This is a genomic window from Streptomyces sp. NPDC043861 (assembly GCF_056435905.1).
Genome location: NZ_JBWKDP010000010.1, coordinates 84005 through 109716, shown reverse-complemented (window position 1 = coordinate 109716; position 25712 = coordinate 84005). Strand labels below are relative to the sequence as shown.

24 protein-coding genes and 2 pseudogenes are annotated in these 25712 nt (G+C 69.3%); 10 read left to right on the top strand and 16 right to left on the bottom strand.

Annotated features, from left to right (window positions below; translation table 11 throughout):
• Positions 1–74: 74 nt before the first annotated feature.
• A complete protein-coding gene (locus AC068D_RS22935) occupies positions 75–1622 on the bottom strand; it encodes an MFS transporter (RefSeq protein WP_478824897.1) in 1548 nt (515 codons plus the stop codon).
• Complete coding sequence (locus AC068D_RS22930; RefSeq protein ID WP_478824896.1) at positions 1619–2170, bottom strand: TetR/AcrR family transcriptional regulator; 552 nt, start codon at positions 2168–2170, stop codon at positions 1619–1621. The genes AC068D_RS22935 and AC068D_RS22930 overlap by 4 nt, the downstream gene beginning before the upstream one ends.
• 84 nt (positions 2171–2254) lie before the next feature.
• On the opposite strand from AC068D_RS22930, the gene AC068D_RS22925 reads away from it, so the two are divergent.
• A complete protein-coding gene (locus tag AC068D_RS22925) occupies positions 2255–2764 on the top strand; it encodes an HAD domain-containing protein (RefSeq protein WP_478824895.1) in 510 nt (169 codons plus the stop codon).
• Between the two features lie 93 nt (positions 2765–2857).
• On the opposite strand, the gene AC068D_RS22920 is transcribed toward AC068D_RS22925, so the two are convergent.
• From AC068D_RS22920 to AC068D_RS22910, 3 genes are all read right to left on the bottom strand, one after another.
• Positions 2858–5077, bottom strand: a complete 2220-nt coding sequence (locus AC068D_RS22920) for an NADP-dependent isocitrate dehydrogenase (RefSeq protein WP_478824894.1) — start codon at positions 5075–5077, stop codon at positions 2858–2860.
• Positions 5078–5282: 205 nt separating this feature from the next.
• Positions 5283–6710: an argininosuccinate lyase gene (gene argH, locus AC068D_RS22915; RefSeq protein ID WP_478824893.1), complete on the bottom strand. Its 1428-nt coding sequence runs from the start codon at positions 6708–6710 to the stop codon at positions 5283–5285.
• A gap of 132 nt (positions 6711–6842) precedes the next feature.
• Entirely contained in the window at positions 6843–8039 is a 1197-nt protein-coding gene (locus AC068D_RS22910; protein ID WP_478824892.1) for an argininosuccinate synthase, read from the bottom strand.
• Between the two features lie 116 nt (positions 8040–8155).
• Between AC068D_RS22910 and AC068D_RS22905 the strand changes: the two genes are divergently transcribed.
• From AC068D_RS22905 to AC068D_RS22885, 5 genes are all read left to right on the top strand, one after another.
• Positions 8156–9427: a hypothetical protein gene (locus AC068D_RS22905; RefSeq protein ID WP_478824891.1), complete on the top strand. Its 1272-nt coding sequence runs from the start codon at positions 8156–8158 to the stop codon at positions 9425–9427.
• Between the two features lie 45 nt (positions 9428–9472).
• A complete protein-coding gene (locus tag AC068D_RS22900) occupies positions 9473–10093 on the top strand; it encodes a pyridoxamine 5'-phosphate oxidase family protein (RefSeq protein WP_478824890.1) in 621 nt (206 codons plus the stop codon).
• Between the two features lie 362 nt (positions 10094–10455).
• Complete coding sequence (locus AC068D_RS22895; RefSeq protein ID WP_478825065.1) at positions 10456–11823, top strand: ferredoxin reductase family protein; 1368 nt, start codon at positions 10456–10458, stop codon at positions 11821–11823.
• A gap of 38 nt (positions 11824–11861) precedes the next feature.
• Entirely contained in the window at positions 11862–12701 is an 840-nt protein-coding gene (locus AC068D_RS22890) for an FMN-binding protein (protein ID WP_478825064.1), read from the top strand.
• Positions 12702–12739: 38 nt separating this feature from the next.
• Positions 12740–13507 (top strand): FAD:protein FMN transferase, encoded by a 768-nt coding sequence (locus tag AC068D_RS22885; protein ID WP_478825063.1) that lies wholly within the window; start codon positions 12740–12742, stop codon positions 13505–13507.
• An 82-nt stretch (positions 13508–13589) separates the two neighbouring features.
• Here the strand turns inward: AC068D_RS22885 and AC068D_RS22880 are convergent, their stop codons facing one another.
• From AC068D_RS22880 to argC, 5 genes are read right to left on the bottom strand one after another with little or no spacing between them, the layout of a single operon-like run.
• A complete protein-coding gene (locus tag AC068D_RS22880) occupies positions 13590–14129 on the bottom strand; it encodes an arginine repressor (protein WP_478824889.1) in 540 nt (179 codons plus the stop codon).
• Positions 14130–14136: 7 nt separating this feature from the next.
• Complete coding sequence (locus AC068D_RS22875) at positions 14137–15339, bottom strand: acetylornithine transaminase (RefSeq protein ID WP_478825062.1); 1203 nt, start codon at positions 15337–15339, stop codon at positions 14137–14139.
• A gap of 8 nt (positions 15340–15347) precedes the next feature.
• Positions 15348–16253, bottom strand: a complete 906-nt coding sequence (argB, locus tag AC068D_RS22870) for an acetylglutamate kinase (RefSeq protein WP_478824888.1) — start codon at positions 16251–16253, stop codon at positions 15348–15350.
• A 21-nt stretch (positions 16254–16274) separates the two neighbouring features.
• Entirely contained in the window at positions 16275–17429 is a 1155-nt protein-coding gene (argJ, locus tag AC068D_RS22865) for a bifunctional glutamate N-acetyltransferase/amino-acid acetyltransferase ArgJ (protein ID WP_478824887.1), read from the bottom strand.
• A complete protein-coding gene (gene argC, locus AC068D_RS22860) occupies positions 17426–18454 on the bottom strand; it encodes an N-acetyl-gamma-glutamyl-phosphate reductase (RefSeq protein ID WP_478825061.1) in 1029 nt (342 codons plus the stop codon). The genes argJ and argC overlap by 4 nt, the downstream gene beginning before the upstream one ends.
• A 261-nt stretch (positions 18455–18715) precedes the next feature.
• Between argC and AC068D_RS22855 the strand changes: the two genes are divergently transcribed.
• On the top strand, positions 18716–18988 hold the full coding sequence (locus AC068D_RS22855; RefSeq protein WP_478824886.1) for a hypothetical protein: 273 nt from the start codon (positions 18716–18718) through the stop codon (positions 18986–18988).
• 51 nt (positions 18989–19039) lie between these two features.
• Positions 19040–19408 carry an ArsR/SmtB family transcription factor gene (locus tag AC068D_RS22850; RefSeq protein ID WP_478824885.1) on the top strand — a complete coding sequence of 123 codons (369 nt, stop codon included), beginning with the start codon at positions 19040–19042 and terminating at the stop codon, positions 19406–19408.
• Positions 19409–19627: 219 nt separating this feature from the next.
• Here the strand turns inward: AC068D_RS22850 and AC068D_RS22845 are convergent, their stop codons facing one another.
• Positions 19628–19894 (bottom strand): hypothetical protein, encoded by a 267-nt coding sequence (locus AC068D_RS22845; protein ID WP_478825074.1) that lies wholly within the window; start codon positions 19892–19894, stop codon positions 19628–19630.
• Positions 19895–19997: 103 nt separating this feature from the next.
• Positions 19998–20192: pseudogene (locus AC068D_RS22840) on the bottom strand (ArsR/SmtB family transcription factor); the annotation flags it as partial.
• Between the two features lie 92 nt (positions 20193–20284).
• On the opposite strand from AC068D_RS22840, the gene AC068D_RS22835 reads away from it, so the two are divergent.
• A complete protein-coding gene (locus AC068D_RS22835) occupies positions 20285–20701 on the top strand; it encodes an arsenate reductase ArsC (protein ID WP_478824884.1) in 417 nt (138 codons plus the stop codon).
• Between the two features lie 187 nt (positions 20702–20888).
• Positions 20889–21164, top strand: coding sequence for a hypothetical protein (locus AC068D_RS22830; RefSeq protein ID WP_478824883.1), 276 nt, complete (start codon positions 20889–20891; stop codon positions 21162–21164).
• A 23-nt stretch (positions 21165–21187) separates the two neighbouring features.
• Here AC068D_RS22830 and AC068D_RS22825 read toward each other — a convergent pair whose 3' ends face one another.
• From AC068D_RS22825 to AC068D_RS22810, 4 genes and pseudogenes are all read right to left on the bottom strand, one after another.
• Positions 21188–22936 (bottom strand): MFS transporter, encoded by a 1749-nt coding sequence (locus AC068D_RS22825; protein ID WP_478824882.1) that lies wholly within the window; start codon positions 22934–22936, stop codon positions 21188–21190.
• A gap of 221 nt (positions 22937–23157) precedes the next feature.
• Positions 23158–23463, bottom strand: a complete 306-nt coding sequence (locus AC068D_RS22820) for an AraC family ligand binding domain-containing protein (protein ID WP_478824881.1) — start codon at positions 23461–23463, stop codon at positions 23158–23160.
• A 407-nt stretch (positions 23464–23870) separates the two neighbouring features.
• A pseudogene (locus tag AC068D_RS22815) lies at positions 23871–24245 on the bottom strand (GntR family transcriptional regulator); the annotation flags it as partial.
• A complete protein-coding gene (locus tag AC068D_RS22810; protein WP_478824880.1) occupies positions 24238–25032 on the bottom strand; it encodes a hypothetical protein in 795 nt (264 codons plus the stop codon). The gene AC068D_RS22810 and the pseudogene AC068D_RS22815, both read right to left, overlap by 8 nt.
• Positions 25033–25712: the final 680 nt, after the last annotated feature.

The window sequence follows — 25712 nt, the reverse complement described above, 5'->3', positions numbered from 1 at the left end:
GCGATGCGGGCCGCCGGCGCCAGAAGCGCCGGAGGCCCGCATCGTCTCGGGAACCGGGGACGCCGAACCGGGCGTCAGTGCTCGATCCCTTCCGCCAGTTTCTGGCCGCGCAGCAGGAACCACGCCGCGACCGCCGTGGCCAGGAGCACCGCCGCGCCTACGCCCGACGCGAACCTCAGTCCGTCGACGAAGGCGTCCTGGGCGGCGGTGATGAGCGCCGTTCCCTGCTCGGGCGGCAGTGCGGCCGCCGCATCGACGGCCCCGCCCAGCGATTCATGTGCCGCGGAGGCCACGCCCGACGGCACCCCGGCCGGGGTCGCGAAGTCCCGGTAGACACCCGTGACGATGGAGCCGAGCACGGCGATGCCGAGCGCCGCGCCGAGTTCGTACGCCGTCTCGGACACCGCGGAGGCCGCGCCCGCCTGCTCCTTCGGCACGCTCGACAGGATCACGTCGGCGGTGACGGTGAAGGAGAAACCCGCCCCGACACCGACGACGAGCAGGGCGGCGCCGAGCAGCGGATAGCCGGTGGACTGACCGATCACGGTCAGCACGGCGAGGGCGACGCCGACTGCCGCGAGGCCGCCGGCCACCACGGACCGTACCGAGTAGCGCCGGGCGAACCTGCCGGCGACCAGACCGGTGGCCACCGCACCGATCGCGGCCGGGAGCTCCGCCAGCCCGGCCTCGAACGGGGGCCTGCCCTGGACCAGTTGCAGGAACTGGGAGAGGAAGAAGACCAGGCCCGACAGTCCGAGGATGGTCAGCAGGTCGGCGAGGACCGCACCCGAGAAGCCCCGGTTCCGGAACAGCCGCATGTCGAGCAGTGGCTCGGGCAGGGCCAGCTGGCGGCGGACGAAACCGTGGAGCGCGCCCGCACCGATGAGCAGGGCGGCGCCGGCCTCCCAGTTCAGCCCGTGGCTCGCGGCCTCCTTGACGGCGTACACGACGCCGATGATGCCGATGAGGGACAGCACGACACTGATCAGGTCCCACGGTCCGGCGACCGGGTTCCTGGACTCCGGCAGCAGCTTGATGCCGACCAGCACCAGGACGGCCATGACGGGGAGGTTGATGAGGAAGACCGAACCCCACCAGAAGTGCTCGAGCAGGAAACCGCCGACGACAGGTCCCACGGCGGCGCCCGCCGACGCCATGGCACCCCAGACACCGATGGCGATGCTGCGCTCCCTGGGATCGTGGAAGATGTTCCGGATCAGGGCCAGCGTGGACGGCATCAGCGTGGCACCGGCGACACCGAGCAGAGCCCGGGCGAGGATCATCATCTCGGGCGTGGTGGCGTACGCGTTGAGCACGGACACCGCGCCGAAGGCGACGGCGCCGCTCAGCAGCAGCTTCTTGCGGCCTATTCGGTCGCCGAGGCTGCCCATCGAAACGAGCAGACCCGCGATGACGAACGAGTAGACGTCACCGATCCACAGAAGTTGCGTCCCTGACGGCTTGAGGTCCTCGCTGAGGAAGGGCGTCGCGAGACCGAGTACGGTCGCGTCGACGGCCACCAGCAGAACGGCCAGGACCAGCACCGCCAGCGCAAGCCAGCGCCCGGGGCGGTACACGGTGTCGTCCGTCCCGCTCGTGCGCCGGGCGGTACTGGTGGTCATTTCTCCACACTCCGTCGTGCTCCGCCGAGCAACAGCTCGGCGATCATGAATTGAAAGTCGTTCTTGGCGACCCGGCCGTCCACGACGGCCCAGGCGCAGCTGCCGAGGAGCCCGTACAGAGCCTCGGTGAGCCATACGGCCGGCAGGTCGATCCGGAATTCGCCCTCCTCCTGGCCCCGGCGGAAGAAGGCGGACACCCGGGCATCGAGCCGGGCCCAGCCTTCGTTGACCTGGTCCCCCTCGAACAGCTGGTTCTCGGTGACGAGGAAAGCGAGCAGCTCCGCGACCGGCTCCATCTCCGCGATCAGCCGGCGCAGTGCGCCGACCGCCTCACCGCGGTCGAGGGCGGCTCGGTCGAGGGCCGACTCGAACTCCTGGATGCCGAAGTCCTCGAGCGCCCTGACCAGCGCATCCCGCCCGGCGAAGTGCCGGTGCAGGGTGGCGCGCCCGATGCCCGCCGCGCGTGCGACCTCGTCCATGGTGGCGGTCGACTTGCGGGCAAGGAGGGCGGCGGCGGCGCGCAGCACCTGTTCACGATCCATGGCCATGAGACAAGCATACACCGTATGAGACATAGATGTCTCATACGATATTTCGATGCCTCATGAGAGGCCGGAGAGGATCATGAAGGAATGAAGCCGCTGCTGTTGATGGACATCGACGGTCCGCTCAATCCGTACGGCGCGAAGCCTCAGCGCCGGCCCGAGGGCTATACGACGCACCGGATGAAGCCGAACGGCTGGACGGAGCAGAAGCCGCTTCGCGTGTGGCTGCATCACGGGCACGGCGAGGAACTGCTGGCGCTCGCGCGGTGGTACGAGCTGGTGTGGGCGACGACCTGGAAGGACGAGGCGAACGCCTGGGTGGGCCCGCATCTGGGGCTGCCCGAGCTGCCGTTCATCGACTGGCCCGCGATGCACGGGGCCTCGCCGCGCGGGACGTTCTGGAAGACGCAGTACGTGCTCGCATACGCGGCCGGACGGCCCTTCGCCTGGTTCGACGACGAGATCACGCGACTGGACCGTGAGTTCGTGGAGCAGAGGCACCTCACCGCCGCCCTGCTGCTGCATGTCGACCACCGGGTCGGACTGACGAGGCCCGACTTCGACTCGCTCGCGGACTGGGCGAAGGCCCTGCCGTGAGGGGACCGCTTCCGGCCGTGAGATCGGGTCCGCCCCGGCCGGGCGTGAAGCCGGCCGGGGCGGTACGGGCTTGGACGTCCGCGGTCTTCGGGGTCAGCCGAGGATCGCGAGCGCCTGGTTGAGCGTTGCCGACGGACGCATGACGGCCGAGGCCTTGGCGACGTCGGGCTGGTAGTAGCCGCCGATGTCGACCGGCGAGCCCTGCACGGCGATCAGCTCGTCGACGATGGTCTGCTCCTGCTCGGTCAGCGTCTGGGCGAGCGGGGCGAACGCCTTCGCGAGCTCGGCGTCGTCGGTCTGCCTGGCCAGCTCCTGCGCCCAGTAGAGGGCGAGGTAGAAGTGGCTGCCGCGGTTGTCGATGCCGCCCAGCTTGCGGCTCGGCGACTTGTCCTCGTTGAGGAAGGTGCCGGTCGCACGGTCGAGCGTGTCCGCCAGGACCTGGGCGCGCGCATTGCCCTTGGTCTGCGCGAGGTGCTCGAAGCTCACCGCCAGCGCCAGGAACTCGCCGAGGCTGTCCCAGCGCAGGTAGTTCTCCTTGACCAGCTGCTGGACGTGCTTGGGCGCGGAGCCACCGGCGCCGGTCTCGAAGAGGCCACCGCCGTTCATCAGCGGGACGACCGAGAGCATCTTCGCGCTGGTGCCGAGCTCGAGGATCGGGAAGAGGTCGGTCAGGTAGTCACGCAGCACATTGCCGGTGACCGAGATCGTGTCCTCGCCGCGGCGGATGCGCTCCAGGGAGAACTTGATCGCGTCGACCGGCGACATGATCTCGATCTGGAGACCCGTGGTGTCGTGCTCGGTGAGGTACGCCTTGACCTTCTCGATCAGCTGCGCGTCGTGCGCGCGGCCCTCGTCGAGCCAGAAGACGGCCGGGTTGCCGGTGGCGCGGGCGCGGGTGACGGCGAGCTTGACCCAGTCCCTGATCGGCAGGTCCTTGGTCTGGCACATGCGGAAGATGTCGCCGGCGCTGACGGTCTGCTCGATCACGGCGTTGCCGTTCGAGTCGAGGACCCGCACGGTGCCCGTGGTGCCGATCTCGAAGGTCTTGTCGTGGCTGCCGTACTCCTCGGCCTTCTGCGCCATCAGACCGACGTTCGGCACCGAGCCCATCGTCGACGGGTCGTACGCGCCGTTCGCGCGGCAGTCGTCGATGACGGCCTGGTAGATGCCCGCGTAGCTGCTGTCGGGGATGACGGCGAGGGTGTCGGCCTCGTTGCCGTCCGGGCCCCACATGTGGCCGGAGGTGCGGATCATGGCCGGCATGGACGCGTCGACGATGACGTCGCTCGGCACGTGCAGGTTGGTGATGCCGCGGTCGGAGTCGACCATGGCCAGGGCGGGGCCCTCGGAGAGCTCGGCCTCGAAGGACGCCTTGATCGCAGCGCCCTCGGGCAGGGACTCCAGGCCCTTGAGGATGCCGCCGAGGCCGTCGTTCGGGGTCAGGCCGGCCGTGGCGAGCGCCTCGCCGTGCTCCGCGAACGTCTTCGGGAAGAACGCGCGCACCACATGTCCGAAGATGATCGGGTCGGAGACCTTCATCATCGTGGCCTTGAGGTGCACGGAGAACAGCACGCCCTCCGCCTTGGCACGGGCGACCTGTGCGGCCAGGAACTCACGGAGCACGGCCACGCGCATGACGGAGGCGTCCACGACCTCGCCCGCGAGCACAGGAACCGACTCGCGCAGCACGGTGTGGCTGCCGTCGTCACCGGCGAGCTCGATGCGAAGCGTGCCGGCCTCGGCGATGACCGCGGACTTCTCGGTGGAACGGAAGTCGTCGGCGGTCATGTGCGCGACGTTGGTCTTCGAGTCGGCCGACCAGGCGCCCATGCGGTGCGGGTGGGCCTTGGCGTAGTTCTTGACCGAGGCGGGCGCGCGGCGGTCGGAGTTGCCCTCGCGCAGCACGGGGTTGACGGCGCTGCCCTTGACCTTGTCGTAGCGGGCGCGGATGTCGCGCTCCTCGTCGGTCTTGGGGTCGTCGGGGTAGTCCGGCAGCGCGTAGCCCTGCTGCTGCAGCTCGGCGACCGCGGCCTTCAGCTGCGGGATCGAGGCCGAGATGTTCGGCAGCTTGATGATGTTGGCGTCGGGCGTCTTGGCCAGCTCGCCGAGCTCGGCGAGCGCATCGTCGATGCGCTGGCCCTCCTCGAGGTACTCGGGGAAGCCGGCGATGATCCGGCCGGCCAGCGAGATGTCACGGGTCTCCACACGGACCCCGGCCGTCGAGGCATAGGCCTGGATCACGGGCAGGAACGAATGGGTCGCCAGGGCCGGCGCCTCATCAGTGTGTGTGTAGATGATGGTCGAGTCGCTCACCGGGTGCTCCGCTCTCCACGTCTGCAACATTGCTCGACATCAAGATATCTCGTGACCGACCCCCTCCCTACAGGGCCCTGCCCCCACAGACGAGGATCACAAAAGCGGTCCGGTCCGGCACCTCGTGCCGGACCGGACCGCTTCCACGCCTGCTGGTCCCGCAGCCCACGCCCGGTATCGCCACGGACGGACGGCTGCGGGGACGTCAGCGTCCGGCGGCGGCCCAGGCGTGCTGGGCGGCCAGGTCGGCCTTCACCTCTGCGAGCTGGACGGCGACGGCCGACGGTGCCGTACCGCCGCGCCCGCTGCGGGAGGCGAGGGCCCCGTGGACGTTCAGGACCGTGCGGACCTCGGGGGTCAGATGCGGGGAGATCTTCGCGAACTGGTCGTCGGTGAGCTGGTCCAGCTCGATGCCGTGCGCCTCGCACTCCTTGACGCACTCGCCCGCGACCTCGTGCGCGACGCGGAACGGCACACCCTGCTTGACCAGCCATTCGGCGATGTCCGTGGCGAGGGAGAATCCGGCCGGGGCCAGCTCCTCCATGCGCTCACGGTTGACGGTCAGCGTGGCCATCATCCCGGTGAAGGCGGGGAGCAGAACCTCCAGCTGGTCGCAGGAGTCGAAGACCGGCTCCTTGTCCTCCTGGAGATCGCGGTTGTACGCGAGCGGCAGCGCCTTGAGGGTGGCCAGCAGGCCGGTGAGATTGCCGATGAGCCGGCCGGACTTGCCGCGCGCCAGCTCGGCGATGTCGGGGTTCTTCTTCTGCGGCATGATCGACGAGCCGGTCGAGAAGGCGTCATGGAGGGTCACGAAGGAGAACTCCTTCGTGTTCCAGATGATGATCTCCTCGGCGATCCGGGAGAGATTCACGCCGATCATCGCGGTGATGAACGCGAACTCGGCAACGAAGTCGCGCGAGGCCGTGCCGTCGATGGAGTTCGCGGCGCTGCCGTGCTCGAAGCCGAGGTCCTTCGCCACCGCCTGCGGGTCCAGACCCAGCGAGGAGCCGGCGAGCGCTCCTGAGCCGTACGGGGAGACGGCTGTGCGCCCGTCCCACTGCCGCAGCCGCTCGGCGTCCCTGGACAGGGACTGGACATGGGCCAGGACATGATGGGCGAAGAGGACCGGCTGGGCGTGCTGAAGGTGTGTGCGGCCCGGCATGGCGACGTCCGGGTGGGCTTCGGCGAGGCCGACGAGAGCGTCCTGGAGCTCGGCGATCAGGCCGCCGATGATCCGGGCGTGGTCGCGCAGATACATGCGGAACAGCGTGGCGACCTGGTCGTTGCGGGACCGGCCGGCGCGCAGCTTGCCGCCGAGGTCGGGGCCGAGCCGCTCCAGCAGGCCGCGCTCCAGGGCGGTGTGGACGTCCTCGTCGGCGATCGTGCCGGTGAAACTGCCGTCGGCGACGTCCGCCTCGAGCCGGTCGAGCCCCGCGATCATGCGCTCGAGCTCGTCGGCCGTGAGCAGACCCGCCTTGTGGAGCACACGGGCGTGGGCGCGTGATCCGGCGATGTCGTAAGGCGCCAGTCGCCAGTCGAAGTGGACGGACGCGGACAGCTTGGCCAGGGCCTCGGCGGGGCCGTCGGCGAACCGGCCGCCCCAGAGCCGGACGTCACCGTTGTTGCTGCTCACAGCTCGAGCTCCTCAGGGGGTGGATGTGCCACCGCCTCCCCTCCCCGGGCCCGGGCGGGCCTTGGGCCCCCGGGCGGGGGAAACGGGGAGGCGGCCGTCGTGCGCGTTTCGGGTCGGCGGACGGGCGACAGGCTATGCCTGCAGATCCCGCTTGGCGGCGATCTTCGACGAAAGACCGAAGATGTCGATGAAGCCCTGTGCCTTCGACTGGTCGAAGGTGTCCCCGGAGTCGTAGGTGGCGAGGTTGAAGTCGTACAGCGACTCGTCCGATTTCCGGCCGGTGACCACGGCGCGGCCGCCGTGCAGGGTCATCCGGATGTCGCCGGTGACGTGCTGGTTGGCCTCGTTGATAAAGCCCTCCAGGGCGCGCTTGAGCGGGGAGAACCACAGGCCGTCGTAGACGAGCTCGCCCCAGCGCTGCTCGACCTGCCGCTTGTAGCGGGCGAGCTCCCGCTCGACGGTGACGTTCTCCAGCTCCTGGTGGGCCGTGATCAGGGCGATGGCGCCCGGCGCCTCGTACACCTCACGCGACTTGATGCCGACGAGCCGGTCCTCGACCATGTCGATCCGGCCGATGCCCTGGGCACCGGCCCGCTCGTTGAGCTGCTGAATGGCCTGCAGAACGGTGACGGGCCTCCCGTCGATGGCGACCGGCACGCCCTCCTTGAAGGAGATGACGACCTCGTCGGCCTCACGCAGCTCCGCGGGGTTCGAGGTGTACTCGTAGATGTCCTCGATCGGCGCGTTCCAGATGTCCTCGAGGAAGCCCGTCTCGACCGCACGCCCGAAGACGTTCTGGTCGATGGAGTACGGCGACTTCTTCGTGGTCGCGATCGGGAGCTGCTTCTCCTCACAGAATGCGATCGCCTTGTCCCGGGTCATGGCGTAGTCACGGACCGGGGCGATGCACTTCAGGCCGGGCGCGAGGGAGGCGATACCGGCCTCGAACCGCACCTGGTCGTTGCCCTTGCCGGTGCAGCCGTGGGCCACGATCGAGGCGTTGTGCTTGTTCGCGGCGGCGACGAGGTGCTTGACAATGGTCGGCCGGGAAAGCGCGGAGACCAGCGGATACCGGTCCATGTAGAGGGCGTTGGCCTTGATCGCCGGGAGGCAGTACTCCTCGGCGAACTCGTCCTTGGCGTCCGCGACCTCGGCCTCGACGGCACCGCAGGCGAGCGCGCGCTTGCGGATGACGTCCAGGTCCTCGCCGCCCTGGCCGACGTCCACGGCAACGGCGATGACCTCGGCGCCCGTCTCCTCGGCGATCCAGCCGATGGCGACGGAGGTGTCCAGACCGCCTGAGTAGGCGAGTACGACGCGCTCGGTCACGGGTTTCTCCTCACGGTGCATTCGGTGTTGGGTATAACTATGCAGAGCTCCGTATGTTTTGTCAATCGAGTCGATAACCCCTGGAGACCGCCCCCCGGATTCCCTACGCTCTGCCCATGCTGACCAGGCAATACGCGGCCGCGGAGCGGGTCGCACGAGGGACACCCGTCCAGGAGGCGATGGATACGACAGATCCGGCCTCATGGCTGGAACTGGACACCACGATCCGTCTGCTGACGCGCTACGACACGAACGGAGCAGCCCGGTCGCCGGCGGATGCGCGGGTACCGGCGATCGACCTCTGCCACCCCGACGGCCGGATCCGTGCGGCGGCACTGGAGCGGGCCGGCGCCATGCCCGAGCTGCTGCCGCTGATCGTGATCCGCGCCGCGGACTGGGCCGCCCCGGTGCGCGAACGGGCCAGGGAGCTGCTCCCGGCGATGTTCGAGAAGGTGGAGTCCGATGCGTCGGCGCGGCTCACCGCCCTGGTCCTGCGGGTGGCCCGCCGGCCGCGCGGTGTCTTCGCCCGCGACCTCCTCGGCGAGAGGTTGCGCACGCTCCCGCTCGCGGCTCTCGAACCGCTGCTGGCCGCCACGGATCGCGCCACCCGTCGCTTCGCACACGACATCGCCGTGGAACGCCGGCTGCTGTCCGCCGTGCGCCTCGCCCGTACGGCCGCGGCTGACACCGACACCATCGTCCGGCAGCTGTGCGCGGAAGCCGCCGTCGCCGACCCGACCCGCGACGAGGACGTGATCAGCCTGCTGCTCGGTGCCCGGCATCCAGGAGTCCGGTCCGCCGGAGTCACGGCGCTGCGCAGGGCCGGACGCCACGCGGAGGCGGAGGCGCATCTGACCGACCGCACAGGTCTCGTCCGGGCCTGCGCCCGCTATGTGTTGCGTCAGGCGGGCGTCGCACCACTGCCGCTGTACCGGGCCATGTGTGACGCCTCGGCCACTTCCGCCGTCCCGGGCTGGGCTCCGCTCGGGCTCGCCGAGTGCGGTGAGCGGTCGGACGCGGCGCTGCTGTGGCCCCTGGTCACGCATCCGGTCGCGGCGGTCCGGGCCCGGGCGGTCGCCGGGCTGCGGCTGCTGGGAGCGGTGGACCCGGAACGGCTGCGCCGGCTCATCGACGACGACGGGCCCGCCGTGGTCCGTGAGACGGTCACCGCGCTCATCCCTCATGCCGGGCGGCTGCCGACGCCGTGGCTGGCCGTGCGCATCGGCGAGGACCGGCCCGCCCATGTCCGGATCGGGGCGTTCCGGCTGTTGCGGGCCCACGGCGGCATGGTGTTCGTGTCGGCCGTTCGTGCGCTCGTCACCGACCCGGATCCGAGACTGCGGGCCCGTGCCCAGCAGGCCGAAAGGCAACTGTGGCCTGCATGTTGAGATCCAGCGCCGGCATCCCGAGGGGGCGCACCGATAATCGCATGCATGGGACAGACCTACGCACGCATAGAAGGCCGGATCCGCTCGTTCATCGAGGAACAGCCCGTCTTCTTCACCGCCACCGCTCCGCTCGCGGGCGACGGCCATGTCAATCTCTCACCCAAGGGCCGCAAGGGCACCCTCGTCCTCATCGACGAACTGACCCTCGCCTACCTCGACTTCGGCGGCAGCGGCGCCGAGACCATCGCCCATGTGCGTGAGAACGGGCGCATCACGGTGATGTGGTGCGCCTTCAGCGGGCCGCCCAAGATCCTGCGGGTGCACGGTCATGGGGAGGCCGTCTTCCGGGACGATCCGCGTTGGGCCGGACTCATCGAGCACTTCAAGGACGTCGACGGAGCCGCCGCCCGCGCGATCGTCGTCGTGCGTGCGGCCCGTATCAGCGATGCCTGCGGGTTCGCCGTCCCGTTCATGGACTACCGGGAGGAGCGCACGCAGCATGCCGAGCACTTCGGGCGCAAGACGGACGAGGAGTTCGCCGCGTACTGCGAGAAGAAGGAACACATCGGCGTGAGTCTGGACGGGCTGCCCGCGCTGCCGCTCCCCCTGCCGCCCCGGACCGACCGGGGCCCCCTGCCTGCCCCGCCTCCGGCCCAGCTCGACTGACCTGCGGCGTCGTTCACGCGGCGACGGCACGGACCTGCTCCCGGCGGCGCCGACGCCGCCGTCCTCCAGATGCCGTGGTCGGCCTGCTCCGCATCCTCTCCCGGGAGAGCCGCCCGTCCCGGTCATCGGTGGCTGTCCGCCGGGTTCGGAGCGGGACCACTGACGGTGACAGGTGTCGGGGCCGTCTGCCGGGGCCGTGGCTTCGCCAGTCGTTGCCGTGCAGAACTCGGGGCCGTGCGTCGAGCACTGCAGCGCCAAAAGCCCGCCGCCGACACTTGCGCCCGGCGGATTGAACTCCCCGGCCCTCGTCTGCGTATTCAGGTGAGCGATACGCAGACGAGGGCCGGGGAGCAGCCGTGGCGATGATTCAGAGCGGTCGGGCCGCCAGGCGCCAGACCATGCGCGCGATCCGGCCGCGCCGCAATCCGGCAGCAGTGCTGCTGGCCGTGGCGTGGGCAGGAGCAACAGCAGTCCTGTGGCTGTGGTGGGACAACACTGCGGTCGTCCAGATGGACACCGCCCAGTGGTTGATCGGAGGAGGCCGGATCACCGGTTTGCTCGGTGGCTACATGATCGCGCTCGTGGTGCTGCAGATGGCACGGGTACCGGCGCTGGAACGGCGCGTCGGTTCCGACCGGGCGACCCGCTGGCACGCGATGAGCGGCCGGTATGCGATCAGCCTGGTGATCGCCCATGTCGTACTGACCGTATGGGGGTACGCCGTTCAGGCCCGTACCGGCGTCGTCGAACAGACCGTCACCGTCGTCGTCGACTTCCCCGAGATGGTCAAGGCGGCGATCGGCACCGGGCTGCTGCTGGTGATCGGCTTCGTCTCGGCCGGCGCGGTGCGCCGCCGTATGAGCTACGAGGCCTGGTACTACCTGCATCTCCTCACCTACGTCGCGGTGTACCTGACCTTCTGGCACCAGCTGGCCACCGGCGCCGAGTTCGTGGCCAACCCGGCCGCCCGCACCGTCTGGTACCTGATGTACGGCGCGGTCGGGGCGCTTCTGCTCTGGTTCCGCGTTCTGTCGCCGGTCCGGCTCAATCTCTGGCACCGGATGCGGGTCGAGGAGGTCGTGGACGAGGCGCCCGGCGTGGTCTCCGTGCTGATCACCGGAAGGCGACTGCACCGGCTGGGCGCGGAGGCGGGTCACTTCTTCCGCTGGCGGTTCCTCGCCAAGGGCCTGCGCTGGAGCGCCAATCCCTACTCGCTCTCCGCTCCGCCACGGCCGGATCTGCTCCGCATCACCGTCAAGGCAGCGGGCAACCACAGCACCGCGCTGTCCCGGCTGGAGCCCGGTACCCGAGTCTGGGCGGAGGGCCCGTACGGGGCCATGACCGCCGCCAGGCGCAGCCGGACCAAGGTGCTCCTGATCGCCGGCGGCGCCGGCATCACCCCCCTGCGTGCCCTGTTCGAGACGCTGCCCGGCGGTCCCGGGGATCTGACCCTGCTCTACCGCGCCGGCCGGGCCGAGGACCTGGCGCTGTGGAGTGAGCTGCAGCAGATCGCCGAGGTGCGGGGCGCAAAGCTGATGTACGCCGTGAACGGCCCGGACGGGGCACGGCCCGAGATCACGACCGAGCGCCTCAAGCAAGTACTGCCGGACATCGACCAGCACGACGTCTATCTCTGCGGGCCGCCCGGCCTCGCCGAGGAGTCGTACAACGCACTGCGTGCGGCGGGAGTGCCGTCCCGTCGCATCCATCACGAGTCGTTCGAGATGTGAGGCTGTCCGTGAAGAGGAAACATCCACTGCGCCGGATCATGATCGCCGTCGCCGGCACCACGTCGGCCGTCGTGCTGCTCCTGGCGATGAAGCAGCCGGGCACCCCGGGGGCAGGAGCGGCGCAGGCCGGCGGTGTCGTGCCGCCCGCCGCGGCCGCATCCGCCGGTGGCGGTCTCGAGCCCGCCGGCGGCCAGACGGTGCTCGGGGACGTGGCGAACACCCAGTTCGGCGACGTCCAGGTGCAGCTCACACTCAGCGACGGAAAGATCACCGCCGCCAATGCCGTCAAGACACCCAGCGCCGACCCCAACAGCCGCAAGATCGCCGCCGACGCCGTACCCAAACTCAACCAGGCAGCCGTCTCGGCACAGAGCGCAGGGATCGACGCCGTCTCCGGCGCCACCTACACCAGCCAGGGCTACATCAAGTCCCTCCAGAGCGCCATCGACAAGGCGGGCGCCGCGGGAGCAGGGGCAGGAGCCGATGCCGGGGCAGGAGCCGCGTCGGGCTCCACGCCGGGCGGGGACGCGGGAACCGGCGGGGCCGGCTCGGACCCGGGCGCCGCCACCGGCGGGGCCGGCTCGGGCTCCGGCTCCGTGACGCCCAGGACCGTGCTCGGGGACGTGGCGAACACCCAGTACGGCGACGTCCAGGTGCAGCTCACACTCAGCGACGGAAAGATCACCGCCGCCAACGCCGTCAAGACACCCAGCGCCGACCCCAACAGCCGCAAGATCGCCGCCGACGCCGTACCCAAACTCAACCAGGCAGCCGTCTCGGCACAGAGCGCAGGGATCGACGCCGTCTCCGGCGCCACCTACACCAGCCAGGGCTACATCAAGTCCCTCCAGAGCGCCATCGACAAGGCGGGCCTGTGATGGCGGACGACGCGCGCCTGCGACACGTCGAACACTCGATGGGCACCGTCTTCTCGTTCGACATCCGGATGGCCGCGGACTGCGACGTCGAGCGCGTACGGGCCGGGCTCGCTGCCGCCGTCGCCGCCGTCCACCATGCGGACGAGGTCTTCTCGACCTACCGTCCGGACAGCCAGGTCAGCCGGCTTGCAAGGGGTGAACTCGCCCTGGCGGACTGCGATGCCGATGTGGCCGAGGTGCTCGGGCTCTGTGAGACCGAGGAGCGCCTGAGCGACGGCTGGTTCTCCGCGCGGTACGCCGGCCGGCTCGACCCCACCGGCCTGGTCAAGGGGTGGGCGGTGGAGCGCGCGGCAGGCATGCTCGTCTCGTCCGGTGCCACGGCGGTCTGTCTGGGCGGCGGCGGCGACATCCAGCTGCACGGCGGACCGTGGCGCGTCGGCATCTCCGACCCGCTGCACCCCGGCGGGCTGGTCGCCGTGGTCGAGGCCGACGAGGACCTCGCCGTCGCGACATCGGGACCGGCCGAGCGCGGCTGCCACATCGTCGACCCCCACACCGGCCTCCCCCCTGCCGAGGGCCTCGCCTCCCTGACGGTGGTGAGCCCGGGCCTGACCCAGGCGGACGCCCGGGCAACAGCCGCATACGCCATGGGCGCACCCGCCCGGGACTGGCTCGAACAGCTCCCCGACACGGAGGGCTTCGCCGTCACCGTGGACGGCAGGACCTGGCAGACCAGCGGGTTCGCCCGCCATCTGGCGACGGTGCCCCCGCAGGCACGACAGCACCAGGGGCCCGCCGCCGCCTGACAGCAGGACGCCGCCACCCGACGGCTTCACGGCTACGGCCGCCACCCGATCGCCGGGTGGCGGCCGCAGCCGTGAAGCAGGGTCAGCGTTCCTTCTGGGCCAGCCGCAGCAGGTGCTCGGCCAGCGCCTGACCTCCGGCCGGGTCACGGGAGATAAGGAGCAGCGTGTCGTCGCCTGCGATCGTGCCGAGAATCGCGTGCAGTTCGGCCTGATCGATGGCCGAGGCGAGGAACTGCGCCGCACCGGGCGGCGTACGCAGGACGACGAGATTGGCCGAGGCCTCTGCGGAGATCAGCAGTTCCCCGGAGAGGCGACGCATCCGCTCCTCCTTCGCGGACTCGCCGAGCGGCGCCTGCGGAGTGCGGAAACCGCCCTCGCTGGGCACGGCGTAGATCAGCTCGCCGCCGGTGTTGCGGATCTTCACCGCCCCGAGCTCGTCCAGGTCCCGGGAGAGGGTGGCCTGGGTGACGCTCAGTCCGTCATCGGCGAGGAGCTTCGCCAACTGGCTCTGCGAGCGGACCGGCTGCCGGTTGAGGATGTCCACGATCCGGCGGTGGCGTGCCGTACGGGTCTGCGGCACGGCCGGCCCGCCGTTCTCGGTGTCCTGCGTGGCCTCGGTCATACGCGTCTCATTCTCCGGATCTTCCGTCCCCGTGCTGTGCCTCGTCGAGGATGCCGGGGAGCGCCCTGAGGAACGCGTCCACCTCCGCGTCGCCGATGATCAACGGCGGCATGATCCTTACGACATCGGGGGCGGGCGCGTTGACCAGGAGGCCGGCACCCTGAGCCGCCTGCTGCACCTGTGGCGCGAGGGGCTCGTTGAGCACGATACCCAGGAGCAGGCCCGCGCCGCGGACATGCGAGACCAGAGGGTGGCTCTGGCCTCCGGCCGGATTCTCGATTCCGTCCCTGAGACGCTCGCCGGTCCGCTTCACCTCGTCGAGCATGCCTTCAAGGGTCCTGAGCACGGCGAGTCCGGCCGCACACGCGACGGGGTTGCCACCGAACGTCGTGCCGTGCTGCCCCGGCCGGAACAGGTCGGCCGCGGCTCCGAAGGCGACGGTCGCGCCCAGCGGCAACCCGCCGCCCAGTCCCTTGGCGAGGGTGACGATGTCCGGCTCGACGCCGTGTGCCTGGTGTGCAAACCAGTGACCGGTCCGTCCGACACCGGTCTGCACCTCGTCCAGGACGAGCAGGGTGCCGGTGGCCCGGGTGATCTCACGCGCGGCCTTGAGGTAACCGGCGGGAGGCACGACCACACCGTTCTCGCCCTGGACCGGCTCGATGATCACCAGGGCGGTGTCGGTCGTGACGGCCGCGCGCAGCGCCTCCACGTCCCCGTAGGGAACATGCGTGACATCGCCGGGCAGCGGGAGGAACGGCTGCTGCTTCGCCGGCTGACCGGTGAGGGAGAGCGCCCCCATGGTCCTGCCGTGGAAGCCGCCCTCCGTGGCGACCATGTGCCTACGGCCGGTGAGCCTGCCGAGTTTGAAGGCGGCCTCGTTCGCCTCGGCGCCGGAGTTGCAGAACAGCACCCGTCCGGGGCGCCCGAAGAGTTGGAGCAGCCGCTCCGCGAGAGCGACCGGAGGTTCGGCGACGTACAGATTGGAAACGTGGCCGAGGGAGGCGATCTGCCGGGACACCGCCTCGACGATCGCGGGGTGGGCGTGGCCGAGTGCGTTCACCGCGATGCCGCCGACGAAGTCGAGATACTCGGTGCCGTCCGCGTCCCAGACCTTTGCGCCTTCGCCTCGGACCAGGGACAGCTGCGGCGTGCCGTAGTTGTCCATCATCGAGCCCTGCCATCGCTCCGAAAGCCTCTGATTGCCCATGTCCTCGGTCACCTGGCTCCCCCTTCGGTTCCGTCGGGCACGACCATCGTGCCGATGCCCTCGTCGGTGAAGATCTCCAGCAGGATGGAGTGCTGCACCCTGCCGTCGATGACCCGGGCGGTGTTGACGCCGTTGCGCACGGCGTGCAGGCACCCTTCCATCTTGGGGACCATTCCACTGGAGAGCTCGGGCAGCAGCTTCTCCAGCTCGCTCGCGGTGAGACGGCTGATCACCTCGTCGCTGTCGGGCCAGTCCTCGTAGAGGCCCTCGACGTCCGTGAGGACCATCAAGGTCTCGGCACCGAGCGCGGCGGCGAGGGCGGCGGCCGCCGTGTCGGCGTTGACGTTGTAGACATGTCCGTCGTCGGCGGAGCGGGCGATGGAGGAGACGACCGGGATGCGGCCGTCGTCCAGCAGTGCCTGGATGGCACCGGTGTCGATCGAGGTGATCTCCCCCACGCGGCCGATGTCGACGAGTTCGCCGTCGATCGTGGGCCGGTGCTTGGTGGCCGTGATGGTGTGGGCGTCCTCGCCGGTGAGGCCGATGGCGAGCGGGCCGTGCTGGTTGAGCAGCCCGACGAGTTCGCGCTGGACCTGTCCGGCGAGCACCATCCGCACGACGTCCATCGCTTCGGGCGTGGTCACCCGGAGCCCGGCCTTGAACTCGCTGACCAGCCCGTGCCTGTCGAGCTGTGCGCTGATCTGCGGTCCGCCGCCGTGCACGACGACGGGCTTGATGCCCGCCTGCCGCAGGAAGACGACATCCTGCGCGAAGGCGGCCTTCAGCTCCTCGTCCACCATGGCGTTTCCGCCGAACTTGATCACGACCGTCCTGCCGTGGTGGCGGGTGAGCCACGGCAGCGCCTCGATCAAGATCTGCGCCTTGGGGAGTGCAGTGTGCTTACGAGTGCTCATCTGTCCCTTGTCCCTGGATTCTCAGGTTGAGTAGGCGCTGTTCTCGTGGACGTAGTCGGCGGTGAGGTCATTGGCCCAGATGACGGCCGACGCGCTGCCGGCCGCGAGGTCCGCGGTGATCCTCACCTCGCGGAAGCGCATGTCGACGAGATCCCGGTCCTCGCCGACGGAACCGTTCCTGCACACCCAGACGCGGTTGATGGCGACGTTGAGCCTGTCGGGTTCGAAGACGGCGCCGGTCGTGCCGATCGCGGACAGCACCCGACCCCAGTTGGGGTCCTCACCGTGGATGGCGCACTTCAGCAGATTGTTGCGGGCGATCGAGCGGCCCACCTCGACGGCGTCGTCCTCGCTCGCGGCGTTGATCACCTCGATGCGGATGTCCTTGGACGCACCCTCGGCGTCGCCGATGAGCTGCCGTGCGAGTCCGTCGCACACGGCCCGTACGCCCTCGGCGAAGTCGTCGTACCCCGGGGTGATCCCTGCGGCGCCCGAGGCGAGCAGGAGCACGGTGTCGTTGGTCGACATGCAGCCGTCGGAGTCGACCCGGTCGAACGTGACGCGGGTGGCGGCACGCAGCGCCTTGTCGAGGGTCGCGCTGTCCAGGTCGGCGTCGGTGGTGAGGACGACGAGCATGGTGGCGAGGCCGGGGGCGAGCATGCCGGCGCCCTTCGCCATTCCGCCGACGGTCCAGCCGTCGCCCTGGTGGACGGCCGTCTTGTGCACCGAGTCGGTCGTCTTGATGGCTATGGCGGCTTTCTCACCTGCGTGCACGCTCAGCTCTGTGGCGGCCTTCTCGATGCCCGGCAGCAGCTTGTCCATCGGCAGCAGGACGCCGATCAGCCCGGTGGACGCGACCGCGATCTCACCGGCGCTGTGGCCCTCCAGGACCTCGGCGGCCTTCTCGGCGGTGGCGTGGGTGTCCTGGAAGCCCTTGGGACCGGTGCAGGCGTTGGCGCCGCCCGAGTTGAGGACGACCGCGGAGACGGCTCCGCCCTTGAGGACCTGCTCGGACCAGAGGACGGGGGCGGCCTTGACCCGGTTGGCGGTGAAGACGCCCGCGGCGGCGTGGCGGGGCCCGTTGTTGACGACGAGGGCGAGGTCCGGGCTTCCGTTCGCCTTGATCCCGGCGGCGATACCGGCCGCCGTGAATCCCTGTGCTGCCGTCACCGTCATGGCGCGACTCCGATCGTGGAAAGTCCTGTGGTCTGATCGAGACCCAGGGCGATGTTCATGCTCTGGACCGCACCGCCCGCCGTGCCCTTGGTGAGGTTGTCGATGGCGCTGATCGCGATGATCCGGCCTGCCGCTTCGTCGTGGGCCACCTGGACCTGAACGGCGTTGGAGCCGTGGACGGACGACGTGGCGGGCCACTGTCCCTCGGGGAGGAGGCGGACGAAGGGCTCGTCCGCGTACGCCTTCTCGTAGGCCGCCCGCACGGCCTCGGCCGTGGTGCCGGGCCTGGCCTTGGCGCTGCAGCTGGCGAGAATGCCACGAGGCATCGGCGCGAGGGTGGGTGTGAACGACACGGTGACCGGCTCCCCCGCCACCGCGCTCAGGTTCTGGATCATTTCCGGCGTGTGCCGGTGTCCGCCTCCGACGCCGTAAGGACTCATGGACCCCATGACCTCGGATCCCAGCAGGTGCGGCTTCAGTGCCTTGCCGGCTCCCGAGGTGCCACTGGCGGCGGTGATCACGGCCTCGGGCTCGGCGAGACCGCCCGCGTAGGCGGGGAACAGCGCGAGCGAGACCGCGGTCGGGTAGCAACCGGGCACCGCGATGCGCTTGGACCCCTCCAGCGCGGCGCGGGCACCCGGCAGTTCCGGAAGGCCGTAGGGCCAGGTCCCGGCGTGCGGGGAACCGTAGAACCTCTCCCAGTCGGCGGAGTCCTTCAGCCGGAAGTCGGCGCCCATGTCCACGACGAGGACATCGGAACCGAGTTGCTCGGCGACGGTGGCGGACTGCCCGTGAGGCAGGGCGAGGAAGACGACGTCGTGACCGGAGAGGGCCTCGGCCGTGGTGGGCTCCAGGACACGGCCGGCCAGCGGCAGCAGATGCGGCTGGAGGGACCCGAGCCTCTGACCTGCGTTGGAGTGACCGGTCAGGGCACCGATCTCGACTTCCGGGTGCGCGAGGAGCAGACGGAGCAGTTCTCCGCCCGCGTATCCACTTGCACCCGCCACCGCTGCACGTACGACCATCGGACCCTCCGTCTTCGATGGCATGACTATACGGAAGAGCACAGATTTATGCAAAGCGACGGCTCACGCGACGGGAAGTCTGCGTGTGCAGGGGGGTGCTGTGCTGAAGGCGGCGAAGCCTTTGCCGCTGTGGACAGGGCAGCCAGGGCGAGGAAGAGGCGGGACAGCCGCCCAGTGGTCCTGCGAGTGCGGCGCCGGCGAAGGGTGCGAGCGCTGCGGCGGTGGCGCCTGAGGCTGCGAGGATGCCGGGGAGGCGGCCGTATGGCGACGTGGCCGGACAGGGGAACGGAGGTGGTGGACACGATCGTGCTCGCCACCGGCTACCGCCTCGACCTGCCCTACCTCGCCGGCCTGGGCGCCCTGGACGGCGCGGGGCGACCCCGGCACCGCGACGGCGCCTCTCTCATCCACCCCGGCCTGGCATACGTGGGACTGGAATGGCAGCGCGCACTGTCCTCCAACTCGCTGCGCGGCGTCGGCCGCGACGCAGCCCGAGCCGCCTGCCGCCTGGCCACCGAGCTGGTGCGCCGGTGAGACGAGAGGCGGCTCTGGCCCCATTGGTTCGACGCATGTCAACATAGACGCATGTCGAACGCCAAGGTGCTGCCGCTGCTGGAGCCCGCCGAGTCCGTGGCGCCGTGCTGCCCGCCGCTGACCGAGCGCCCCATGAACGCCGAGGAAGCCGAGGCAGCCGCGAAGATGTTCAAGGCCCTCGGCGACCCGGTACGGCTGCGCCTGTTCTCCGCCGTCGCCTCCCACGAGGGCGGTGAAGCATGCGTGTGCGACATCTCCGACGTCGGCGTCTCCCAGCCCACCGTCTCCCACCACCTGAAAAAGCTCAAAGAGGCCGGGCTGCTGACCTCCGAGCGCCGGGGCACCTGGGTCTACTACCGCGTCGAGCCGACCGTGCTCGCCGCCATGGGCAAGCTGCTCACTGCCGCCGGGACCCCCTGACGCAGTCGATCCTGTCGACCGTCTGGGCCAAGCGCCGTGTCACAGAGCCGGGTTCGGGAGGCACCTGTGCCGGCGGGAGGAATCGAACAGGCAAAACCTCGATCGCAGAGCCGGACGTTTGGGTCCCGTCGCGTCAGCGCGCCTTCCTCGCCCCCTCGCAGAAGTGTTCAGGCCTCGCTTTCCGTCGGGGCCAGAACCCCTCACGCGCCAGTGCTTTGCTCAGACGATGCGGCCGAAGTAGGCGGCGAGCCGGTCGAGCGCGGGGGCGGGCTTGGACGGGCCGGCCATGCCGATGCGGGGGCGGATGCCGTCGGGGGCGTTGCCATGCCAGGTCTGGAAGACCGCCTCGACGGAGTCGGGGTCGCCTGCGCGGTCCTGACGAGTGGCGTCGAGGATGACGAACTCGACGCCCGCTCGGCGCAGGTGGTACCCGGCGGCCAGCCCGGCCTGACCGGCGTCGATCACCATCTGCGTCGTCAGCGTCATACGGCAGGCTCACCGGCCCGTGCCCGCCCGGGCAGGAAGATGACCGCCACCAGCGCCAGGCCGACGACGGCCCCAGCGAGCTGGGCGGCGACGAACGCCGGGTCCCGCACGGCTCGGTCTCCACGACCCCGGCTTCGCGCAGCACCTTCAGGTGGTTGGAGAGATTGGTCTGCTTGGCACCCGTCTCCTCCACGAGGTGGGTGGTGCAGAGCGTCTCCCTGGCGAGGAGGGTCACGATCTGGAGCCTGAGCGGGTCGGCCAGAACCCGAATCAGATCAGTGTCGACTGACGTCATCATGTACTGATACTTCACATCAGCAGCCACTGACACCAGCTCGTGCTGATGCTCTCTGTCGCTGTGTGCTCACCGCTGCCTGAGAAGAGGCTCCCATGACCGTCGCCAAGCCGTCCGTGCTGTTCGTCTGCGTCCACAACGCCGGCCGCTCCCAGATGGCCGCCGCCTGGCTGACTCACCTCGCCGGAGACCGCGTCGAGGTCCGTTCCGCCGGCTCCGCCCCGGCCGACCAGGTCAACCCGGCCGCGGTCGAGGCCATGCACGAAGTCGGCATCGACATGTCCACGGAGACCCCGAAGATCCTCACCGCCGAGGCCGTCCAGGCCTCCGACGTGTGCATCACCATGGGCTGCGGCGACACCTGCCCCGTCTTCCCCGGCAAGCGCTACCTCGACTGGAAGCTCGAGGACCCCGCAGGGCAGGGCGTCGAGGCCGTACGTCCCATCCGCGACGAGATCAAGAAGCTCATCGAGGGCCTGATCGCCGAGATCGCCCCGGAGCCTGCGGCATGAGCGAGATCCGCGACGTCGTCATCATCGGCCCCGGCCCCGCCGGACACACCGCCGCCCTCCACACCGCACGCGCCCAACTCAGGCGCTGGGTCGGCGTCGTGCGGTCCGGATCGTAGGCAGACCGGGGCTCACCCGGCAGGACCCGCGCCTGGTGGCCCTCCCGGAACCTCGTCTCAGCCTCCAGCACATGCGCAGCCCGCAGCCGGGCCCGCTCAAGCTGGTCCTCGGTCAGGTCGACGACCACTGTGACGACGATCTGCAGTCGACCCCTCGGATCCCTTGTTGGCCCCGCCGTGACACGGGCAAGCGGCCGTTCGCCGAAATCGACACCGGTCAGCCCGGCATCGCTGCCGAGCTCGTGCGGGAGGCACTTCTCGCGATCGCAGACGCTTGGCGAGATGCGCCCAATGTGCCCCCTGAGCTGCGGAAGCTGGTATTCGATGCTGCCCTGCGGCGGGCCTGAGCCCGGGTTCTGCCATCACACTCTCAGACGGAGCTGCGGGCCTCTTCGTAGTTCGGCTCCGGTATCGGATCCTTCTTCTTCTCGACAGCAGGCAAGGCAATCAGCAGCACAGCTGCTCCGAGGAGTGCGATGACCGCGATCCAGCCCGCGCCGACGTGCATGGCATCGATAAACGCATCGTCAGCAGCCTGAGCAAGAGTGGGCCGGTGGACAGCGGTGGCGACGTGGCGGGCCTGTTCGGCGGAGACTCGCGCCTGATCCTGCACCGGACCGGGTGCACCCTCCAGCGAAGGTTCGATCGCACGTCGGTACATGATCGACATGATCGTGCCGCCTACTGCGATTCCGATCACACTGCCGGTTTGTCGCACGGTGTTGGTGACGGCCGATCCTGCACCGGCCTGTTCCAGCGGCAGGTTGCTGAGCAATGCGGCCGTAACGGGGCCGATCACCATGCCGATCGAGAGACCCTGCATCAACAACAGGATCTCGATCCAGACGAGTGGAGTGTGGAGTCCGAGGAACCCGTACCCGCCCATGGTCAGCGCGGCCACGGTTAGCGCCGGCACGGTGACGAGACGTAGCGACAGGCGGCGAACCAGGCGCGAGGCAAGGGGCGCCCCCGCGAGCGCGCCGAATGCGGTCGGGATATTGGCCAAACCCGCCTTCATCGGCGGAAATCCGAGCGCGCCTTGCAGGTAGAACGCATTATAGAAGGTGATGGCGGCCACACCGAAGAGCAGCAATCCGAGCGCCACATTGCCGCCACCGAATGTGCGTTGCGCGAGCAGTCGTGGATCAAAGCTGGGCACCTTGACACGCAGTTCGACGAGTACGAAAACGACCAGCAGAACCAGACCGACAACGATCGGCGCCCAGACGTCGGTACGACTCCACACCGCCACCTGCCCCGCCCGGATCAGCCCGTAGGCCAACGCCACGAGCCCACTGATCGACAGCAGCATTCCAGCGGGGTCCAGTGGCCGCAGAGTGGGGCTGCGGAAATTCGGAACCAGCACGGCGAGCCCGACCAACGTCAATGCCGCGACCGGGACATTGATCAGAAAGACCGAGCCCCACCAGAAATGATCGAGCAGGAATCCGGCCAGCACCGGGCCGACAGCCATTCCGACCCCGGCCGACGTCGAGAAAATGCCGATCGCGGCAGCCCGCGCGGAGCCAGTAAAGGTCCACATAAGGATGGCCATCATGGCGGGCGTGATCAGCGCGCTGCCCACCCCCATCGCAGCTCGAGCTGCAATCAGCTGACCCACGTCGCTTGCGTACGCCGCCCACAGCGATGACCCGGCGAAGATCACCAGCCCACTGGAAAACACGGTCCGGTGGCCGAACCGATCGCCCAATGCGCCTGCCGTGAACATCAATGTGGCGAAGGCCAGAGTGTACGAACCGGTCGCCCATTGCAGCTGACCGGGATTGGCCCCCAGTCCACGGACCGGGTCCGCAAGTGTCTCCAGCGCAGCACTCAGGACGGTATTTTCCAGCCAAATCAGCAGCGAACACAACATAAGAACGGCAAGAATCAACTGCTGCCTGGACTTCGGCAAGGTTGGAGGCGCGCTCATGAACACCTTCGGATATCGATCGGCGGGAACCTGAACGACTGGACCATAAGTAAACTCCACGACGCCGTCAAGCTTGGAGTTTCTTGTCGATACCGTTGCGGTCGAACGGACTGTATGCCCTCTGCCGGATTTGCGGACTGAACAATTTTGTGCCCTCTGGCGGATTTGCGAGTTGAAGAATTTCATGACTTCCGGAGGGTTGCGACTGAGCGGATTTCATGCCCTCCAGTGAGCTGTCGCACCGCGTCCTGCGACCCCAGCTCTGTGCCCACGCCAAACCGCAGCTCCTGCCCGCCCAGAACTGCCCGAACACTGGCACTTACCTGACGCTTTACCGCACCATTCCTGCGTCACCCACCATGACCTTCAGAACTCGGTCCCGGCGGATCGGGTTCGGCTGCGCGAGGTCACTTGATGACCAATCGGAGTGCGTTCTTGGCGACGGCGACATCGAGCCGGACCACGGCTCGGGCCAGGGCCGAGCCGGCCCGGCCGCGCTGACGGGCCCTTCTCCCCTGCACAAGAAAGGACTGCTGCACACGAGAGGACTGCGCTCCGTCGTCGGTGACGCCGACGGAGTATGTGTCATGGACGTGCAGCGGATACGCGTACTGCTCGAAGCGGGCGGCCATGACCTCCAGCGCGAGCCCGGGAACCGCCAGTAGGTGGCGCGTTCTCCGGGAGACGCCATGTCCCAATGCCGCACGAGCCATCAAGCCCCCTGGCCTCCCTCAAGGCGCACCCTGGACACCATCGCCTCAACCAGCGAAGGAACCACAGGGGTGACCGAGAACGCCTCAGCAGCACCGACGGACCTTCCCGGGACGGAGCGGGTCCGCCTGGCTGTCTACAGCGGATTCGTGCGCGTGTTCCGGTGCCGTGGCCAGTCTTGCTGGATGGCCCAGCTGCTCGGCTTCGCTGGGGCGAGGCGCGAACGGGTGGTCACCACGCGTGACGAAAGGGCCAACTCGGCCGCTCAGTCCCAACCGCTGTGACCTGCGTCTGTGGCTTGGGCCTGCTCCTCAAGTCTGTTCCTGACGCCTGTGGCCTGCGCCGACACCTCGGCCGTCCTGGGGCCATCCGCTCCGCTGTCGGCCGCGGCCGAAGAGGAGGCGGGCCCCGGGTCCAGGGCGTCACGGAGGGCGGCCAGGATGTCGTCCGTGCCAGCGCCGAGCGATCGGGCGGCGGAGGTGAAGTTCCGCGCCAGAGTGGCGAGTTGGTCGGCATCGTGCGCGTGCGGCCCGGACGGGAGCGCCGCGACCCGGGTGCCCGCGCCACGGCGGGTGCGGATCAGCGCGGCGGCCTCCAGCTCGCGGTACGCGCGAGCCACGGTGCCCGGCGCGAGACCGAGGTCGGCGGCGAGCTGACGCACAGTCGGCAGGCGCTCACCCTCGGCCAGTCGGCCAATGCGGATCAGCGCGGCCAGCTGCGCGCGGATCTGCTCGTACGGCGGTACCTGGCTGGTGGTGTCGACGCGGACGGCGGCGTCACTCATCGTCGAAAGTCCCATCGTCGACTGCCTCGTCGTCGACCGCCCTGGGTGCCACCACGGTGACCAGGGACCATCCGAAGGTGAACAGGCTCAGCAGGCCCAGGGGGCAGATCACCACGATGGTGGCGGCACCCAGCGGGCCGGCGCAGTCCTTCTCCGTGAGCGCGACAAGGGTCATCAGAACGACGAGCAGCACCTGGCTCGACACCACCAGCCCCCAGGCTCCGGTGATCGCCCACGCGCGGTTGTGGCGCTGCTGGTCGTCGCCCGGGCCATGGGCGATACGGCGCAGGGCCCAGATGCAGGCGGGAGTTGCGACCGCGAGGGCGGCGAACATCGGGCCGCTGTAGTACAGGCCCGGCCAGGGACCGGCGGAAGCGCGCAGCCCTTCGCAGGTGACGGTCATGACCCGCCCCGCTCCGCCTATCCGGTCGGGGTCGGAGGAAGCGGTGACCGCACCGATCACCAGCAGGGTGACGAGGGACACCGCCTGCAGAAGAAGCAGGGGCGCCATACGGGGCGGCACTTGGTTGCGGACCAGGCGCGGGGCGAGACTCGCGGTGCGTACCGCTTCCTGGGGACGCAGGGTCAGGGCGTCACCGAGCAGGACACCGCCCACCGCACACAGGCCGAAAGCGGTGATGGCAAAGACGAGGGGCATCGTGATGTCGTCGCTCTCCATCGTGACCAACTGCTGTGCGGCCACGATGCCGATGCCCAGACCGGACCAGCGGGCGTAGTAGTCGGCGTGGTCGAGGAACCGGGACTGGAGCGGGACGGTATCGAGCATATGGAGATCCCCCCAGATCATCTTGTATCAAGCGATGGGTACAAGATGCCTCGGTCGGGATCTTGTGTCAAATGCTCGACACAAGGCGATGCGATCATCGGCCAGGGTCACGGAATCCGGGAGATCGCCCGCTGGTTGCACATGGGTGGGCCCACGGTCGGCCGGTGCCCCGTGCGGCAACCCCGGAGAGTTGCTCGGCGGCCGGCGGCAACCACCGCCCAGCCAGCTGGATCACCACAAGACCTACCTGGACAGCCGATGGGCCCAGAGCCACACCCATGCGGTTCACCTGCAAGCCGAGCTCAAAGAGCTTGGCTACCAGGGCAGCTATCAGATCATCAGTGACTACCTTCGCGGCCGCAGCGCCGACGCCGTGTCCGCGTTGTCGGGCCCTCGCTCGCCAGGGGTCCGGCAGGTGACCGGGGGGATCATGAGTCACCCCGGCCGGCTCTCGGAAAGTGAGGCTTACAGCCGGCCGAACTCCTCAACATGGGGCGGCGCAAAGGAGATCCAGTCACCTGGAGGACCGGAGAGGCAACAAGTGCACAGACGGTCACGGCGAGCCGGACTGTCCGGAGCCTGACCACGCTGTCCGTCCTCACGGCTCCAGCCTGCTTGTCGTGTCTCACTGAAGTTCGGTCACGTCTCATCGAAGTTTGAGCGAGTACCCCCCTGCACGT

Bases quoted from the DNA above. Each gene is read 5' to 3' on its own strand.
- AC068D_RS22935 (WP_478824897.1), bottom strand. From the start codon at position 1,622: ATGACCACCAGTACCGCCCGGCGCACGAGCGGGACGGACGACACCGTG.
- AC068D_RS22930 (WP_478824896.1), bottom strand. From the start codon at position 2,170: ATGGCCATGGATCGTGAACAGGTGCTGCGCGCCGCCGCCGCCCTCCTT.
- AC068D_RS22925 (WP_478824895.1), top strand. From the start codon at position 2,255: ATGAAGCCGCTGCTGTTGATGGACATCGACGGTCCGCTCAATCCGTAC.
- AC068D_RS22905 (WP_478824891.1), top strand. From the start codon at position 8,156: ATGCTGACCAGGCAATACGCGGCCGCGGAGCGGGTCGCACGAGGGACA.
- AC068D_RS22900 (WP_478824890.1), top strand. From the start codon at position 9,473: ATGGGACAGACCTACGCACGCATAGAAGGCCGGATCCGCTCGTTCATC.
- AC068D_RS22895 (WP_478825065.1), top strand. From the start codon at position 10,456: ATGATTCAGAGCGGTCGGGCCGCCAGGCGCCAGACCATGCGCGCGATC.
- AC068D_RS22890 (WP_478825064.1), top strand. From the start codon at position 11,862: ATGATCGCCGTCGCCGGCACCACGTCGGCCGTCGTGCTGCTCCTGGCG.
- AC068D_RS22885 (WP_478825063.1), top strand. From the start codon at position 12,740: ATGGGCACCGTCTTCTCGTTCGACATCCGGATGGCCGCGGACTGCGAC.
- AC068D_RS22880 (WP_478824889.1), bottom strand. From the start codon at position 14,129: ATGACCGAGGCCACGCAGGACACCGAGAACGGCGGGCCGGCCGTGCCG.
- AC068D_RS22875 (WP_478825062.1), bottom strand. From the start codon at position 15,339: ATGGGCAATCAGAGGCTTTCGGAGCGATGGCAGGGCTCGATGATGGAC.
- argB (WP_478824888.1), bottom strand. From the start codon at position 16,253: ATGAGCACTCGTAAGCACACTGCACTCCCCAAGGCGCAGATCTTGATC.
- argJ (WP_478824887.1), bottom strand. From the start codon at position 17,429: ATGACGGTGACGGCAGCACAGGGATTCACGGCGGCCGGTATCGCCGCC.
- argC (WP_478825061.1), bottom strand. From the start codon at position 18,454: ATGGTCGTACGTGCAGCGGTGGCGGGTGCAAGTGGATACGCGGGCGGA.
- AC068D_RS22855 (WP_478824886.1), top strand. From the start codon at position 18,716: ATGGCGACGTGGCCGGACAGGGGAACGGAGGTGGTGGACACGATCGTG.
- AC068D_RS22850 (WP_478824885.1), top strand. From the start codon at position 19,040: ATGTCGAACGCCAAGGTGCTGCCGCTGCTGGAGCCCGCCGAGTCCGTG.
- AC068D_RS22845 (WP_478825074.1), bottom strand. From the start codon at position 19,894: ATGACGCTGACGACGCAGATGGTGATCGACGCCGGTCAGGCCGGGCTG.
- AC068D_RS22835 (WP_478824884.1), top strand. From the start codon at position 20,285: ATGACCGTCGCCAAGCCGTCCGTGCTGTTCGTCTGCGTCCACAACGCC.
- AC068D_RS22830 (WP_478824883.1), top strand. From the start codon at position 20,889: ATGCGCAGCCCGCAGCCGGGCCCGCTCAAGCTGGTCCTCGGTCAGGTC.
- AC068D_RS22825 (WP_478824882.1), bottom strand. From the start codon at position 22,936: ATGAAATTCTTCAACTCGCAAATCCGCCAGAGGGCACAAAATTGTTCA.
- AC068D_RS22820 (WP_478824881.1), bottom strand. From the start codon at position 23,463: ATGGCTCGTGCGGCATTGGGACATGGCGTCTCCCGGAGAACGCGCCAC.
- AC068D_RS22810 (WP_478824880.1), bottom strand. From the start codon at position 25,032: ATGCTCGATACCGTCCCGCTCCAGTCCCGGTTCCTCGACCACGCCGAC.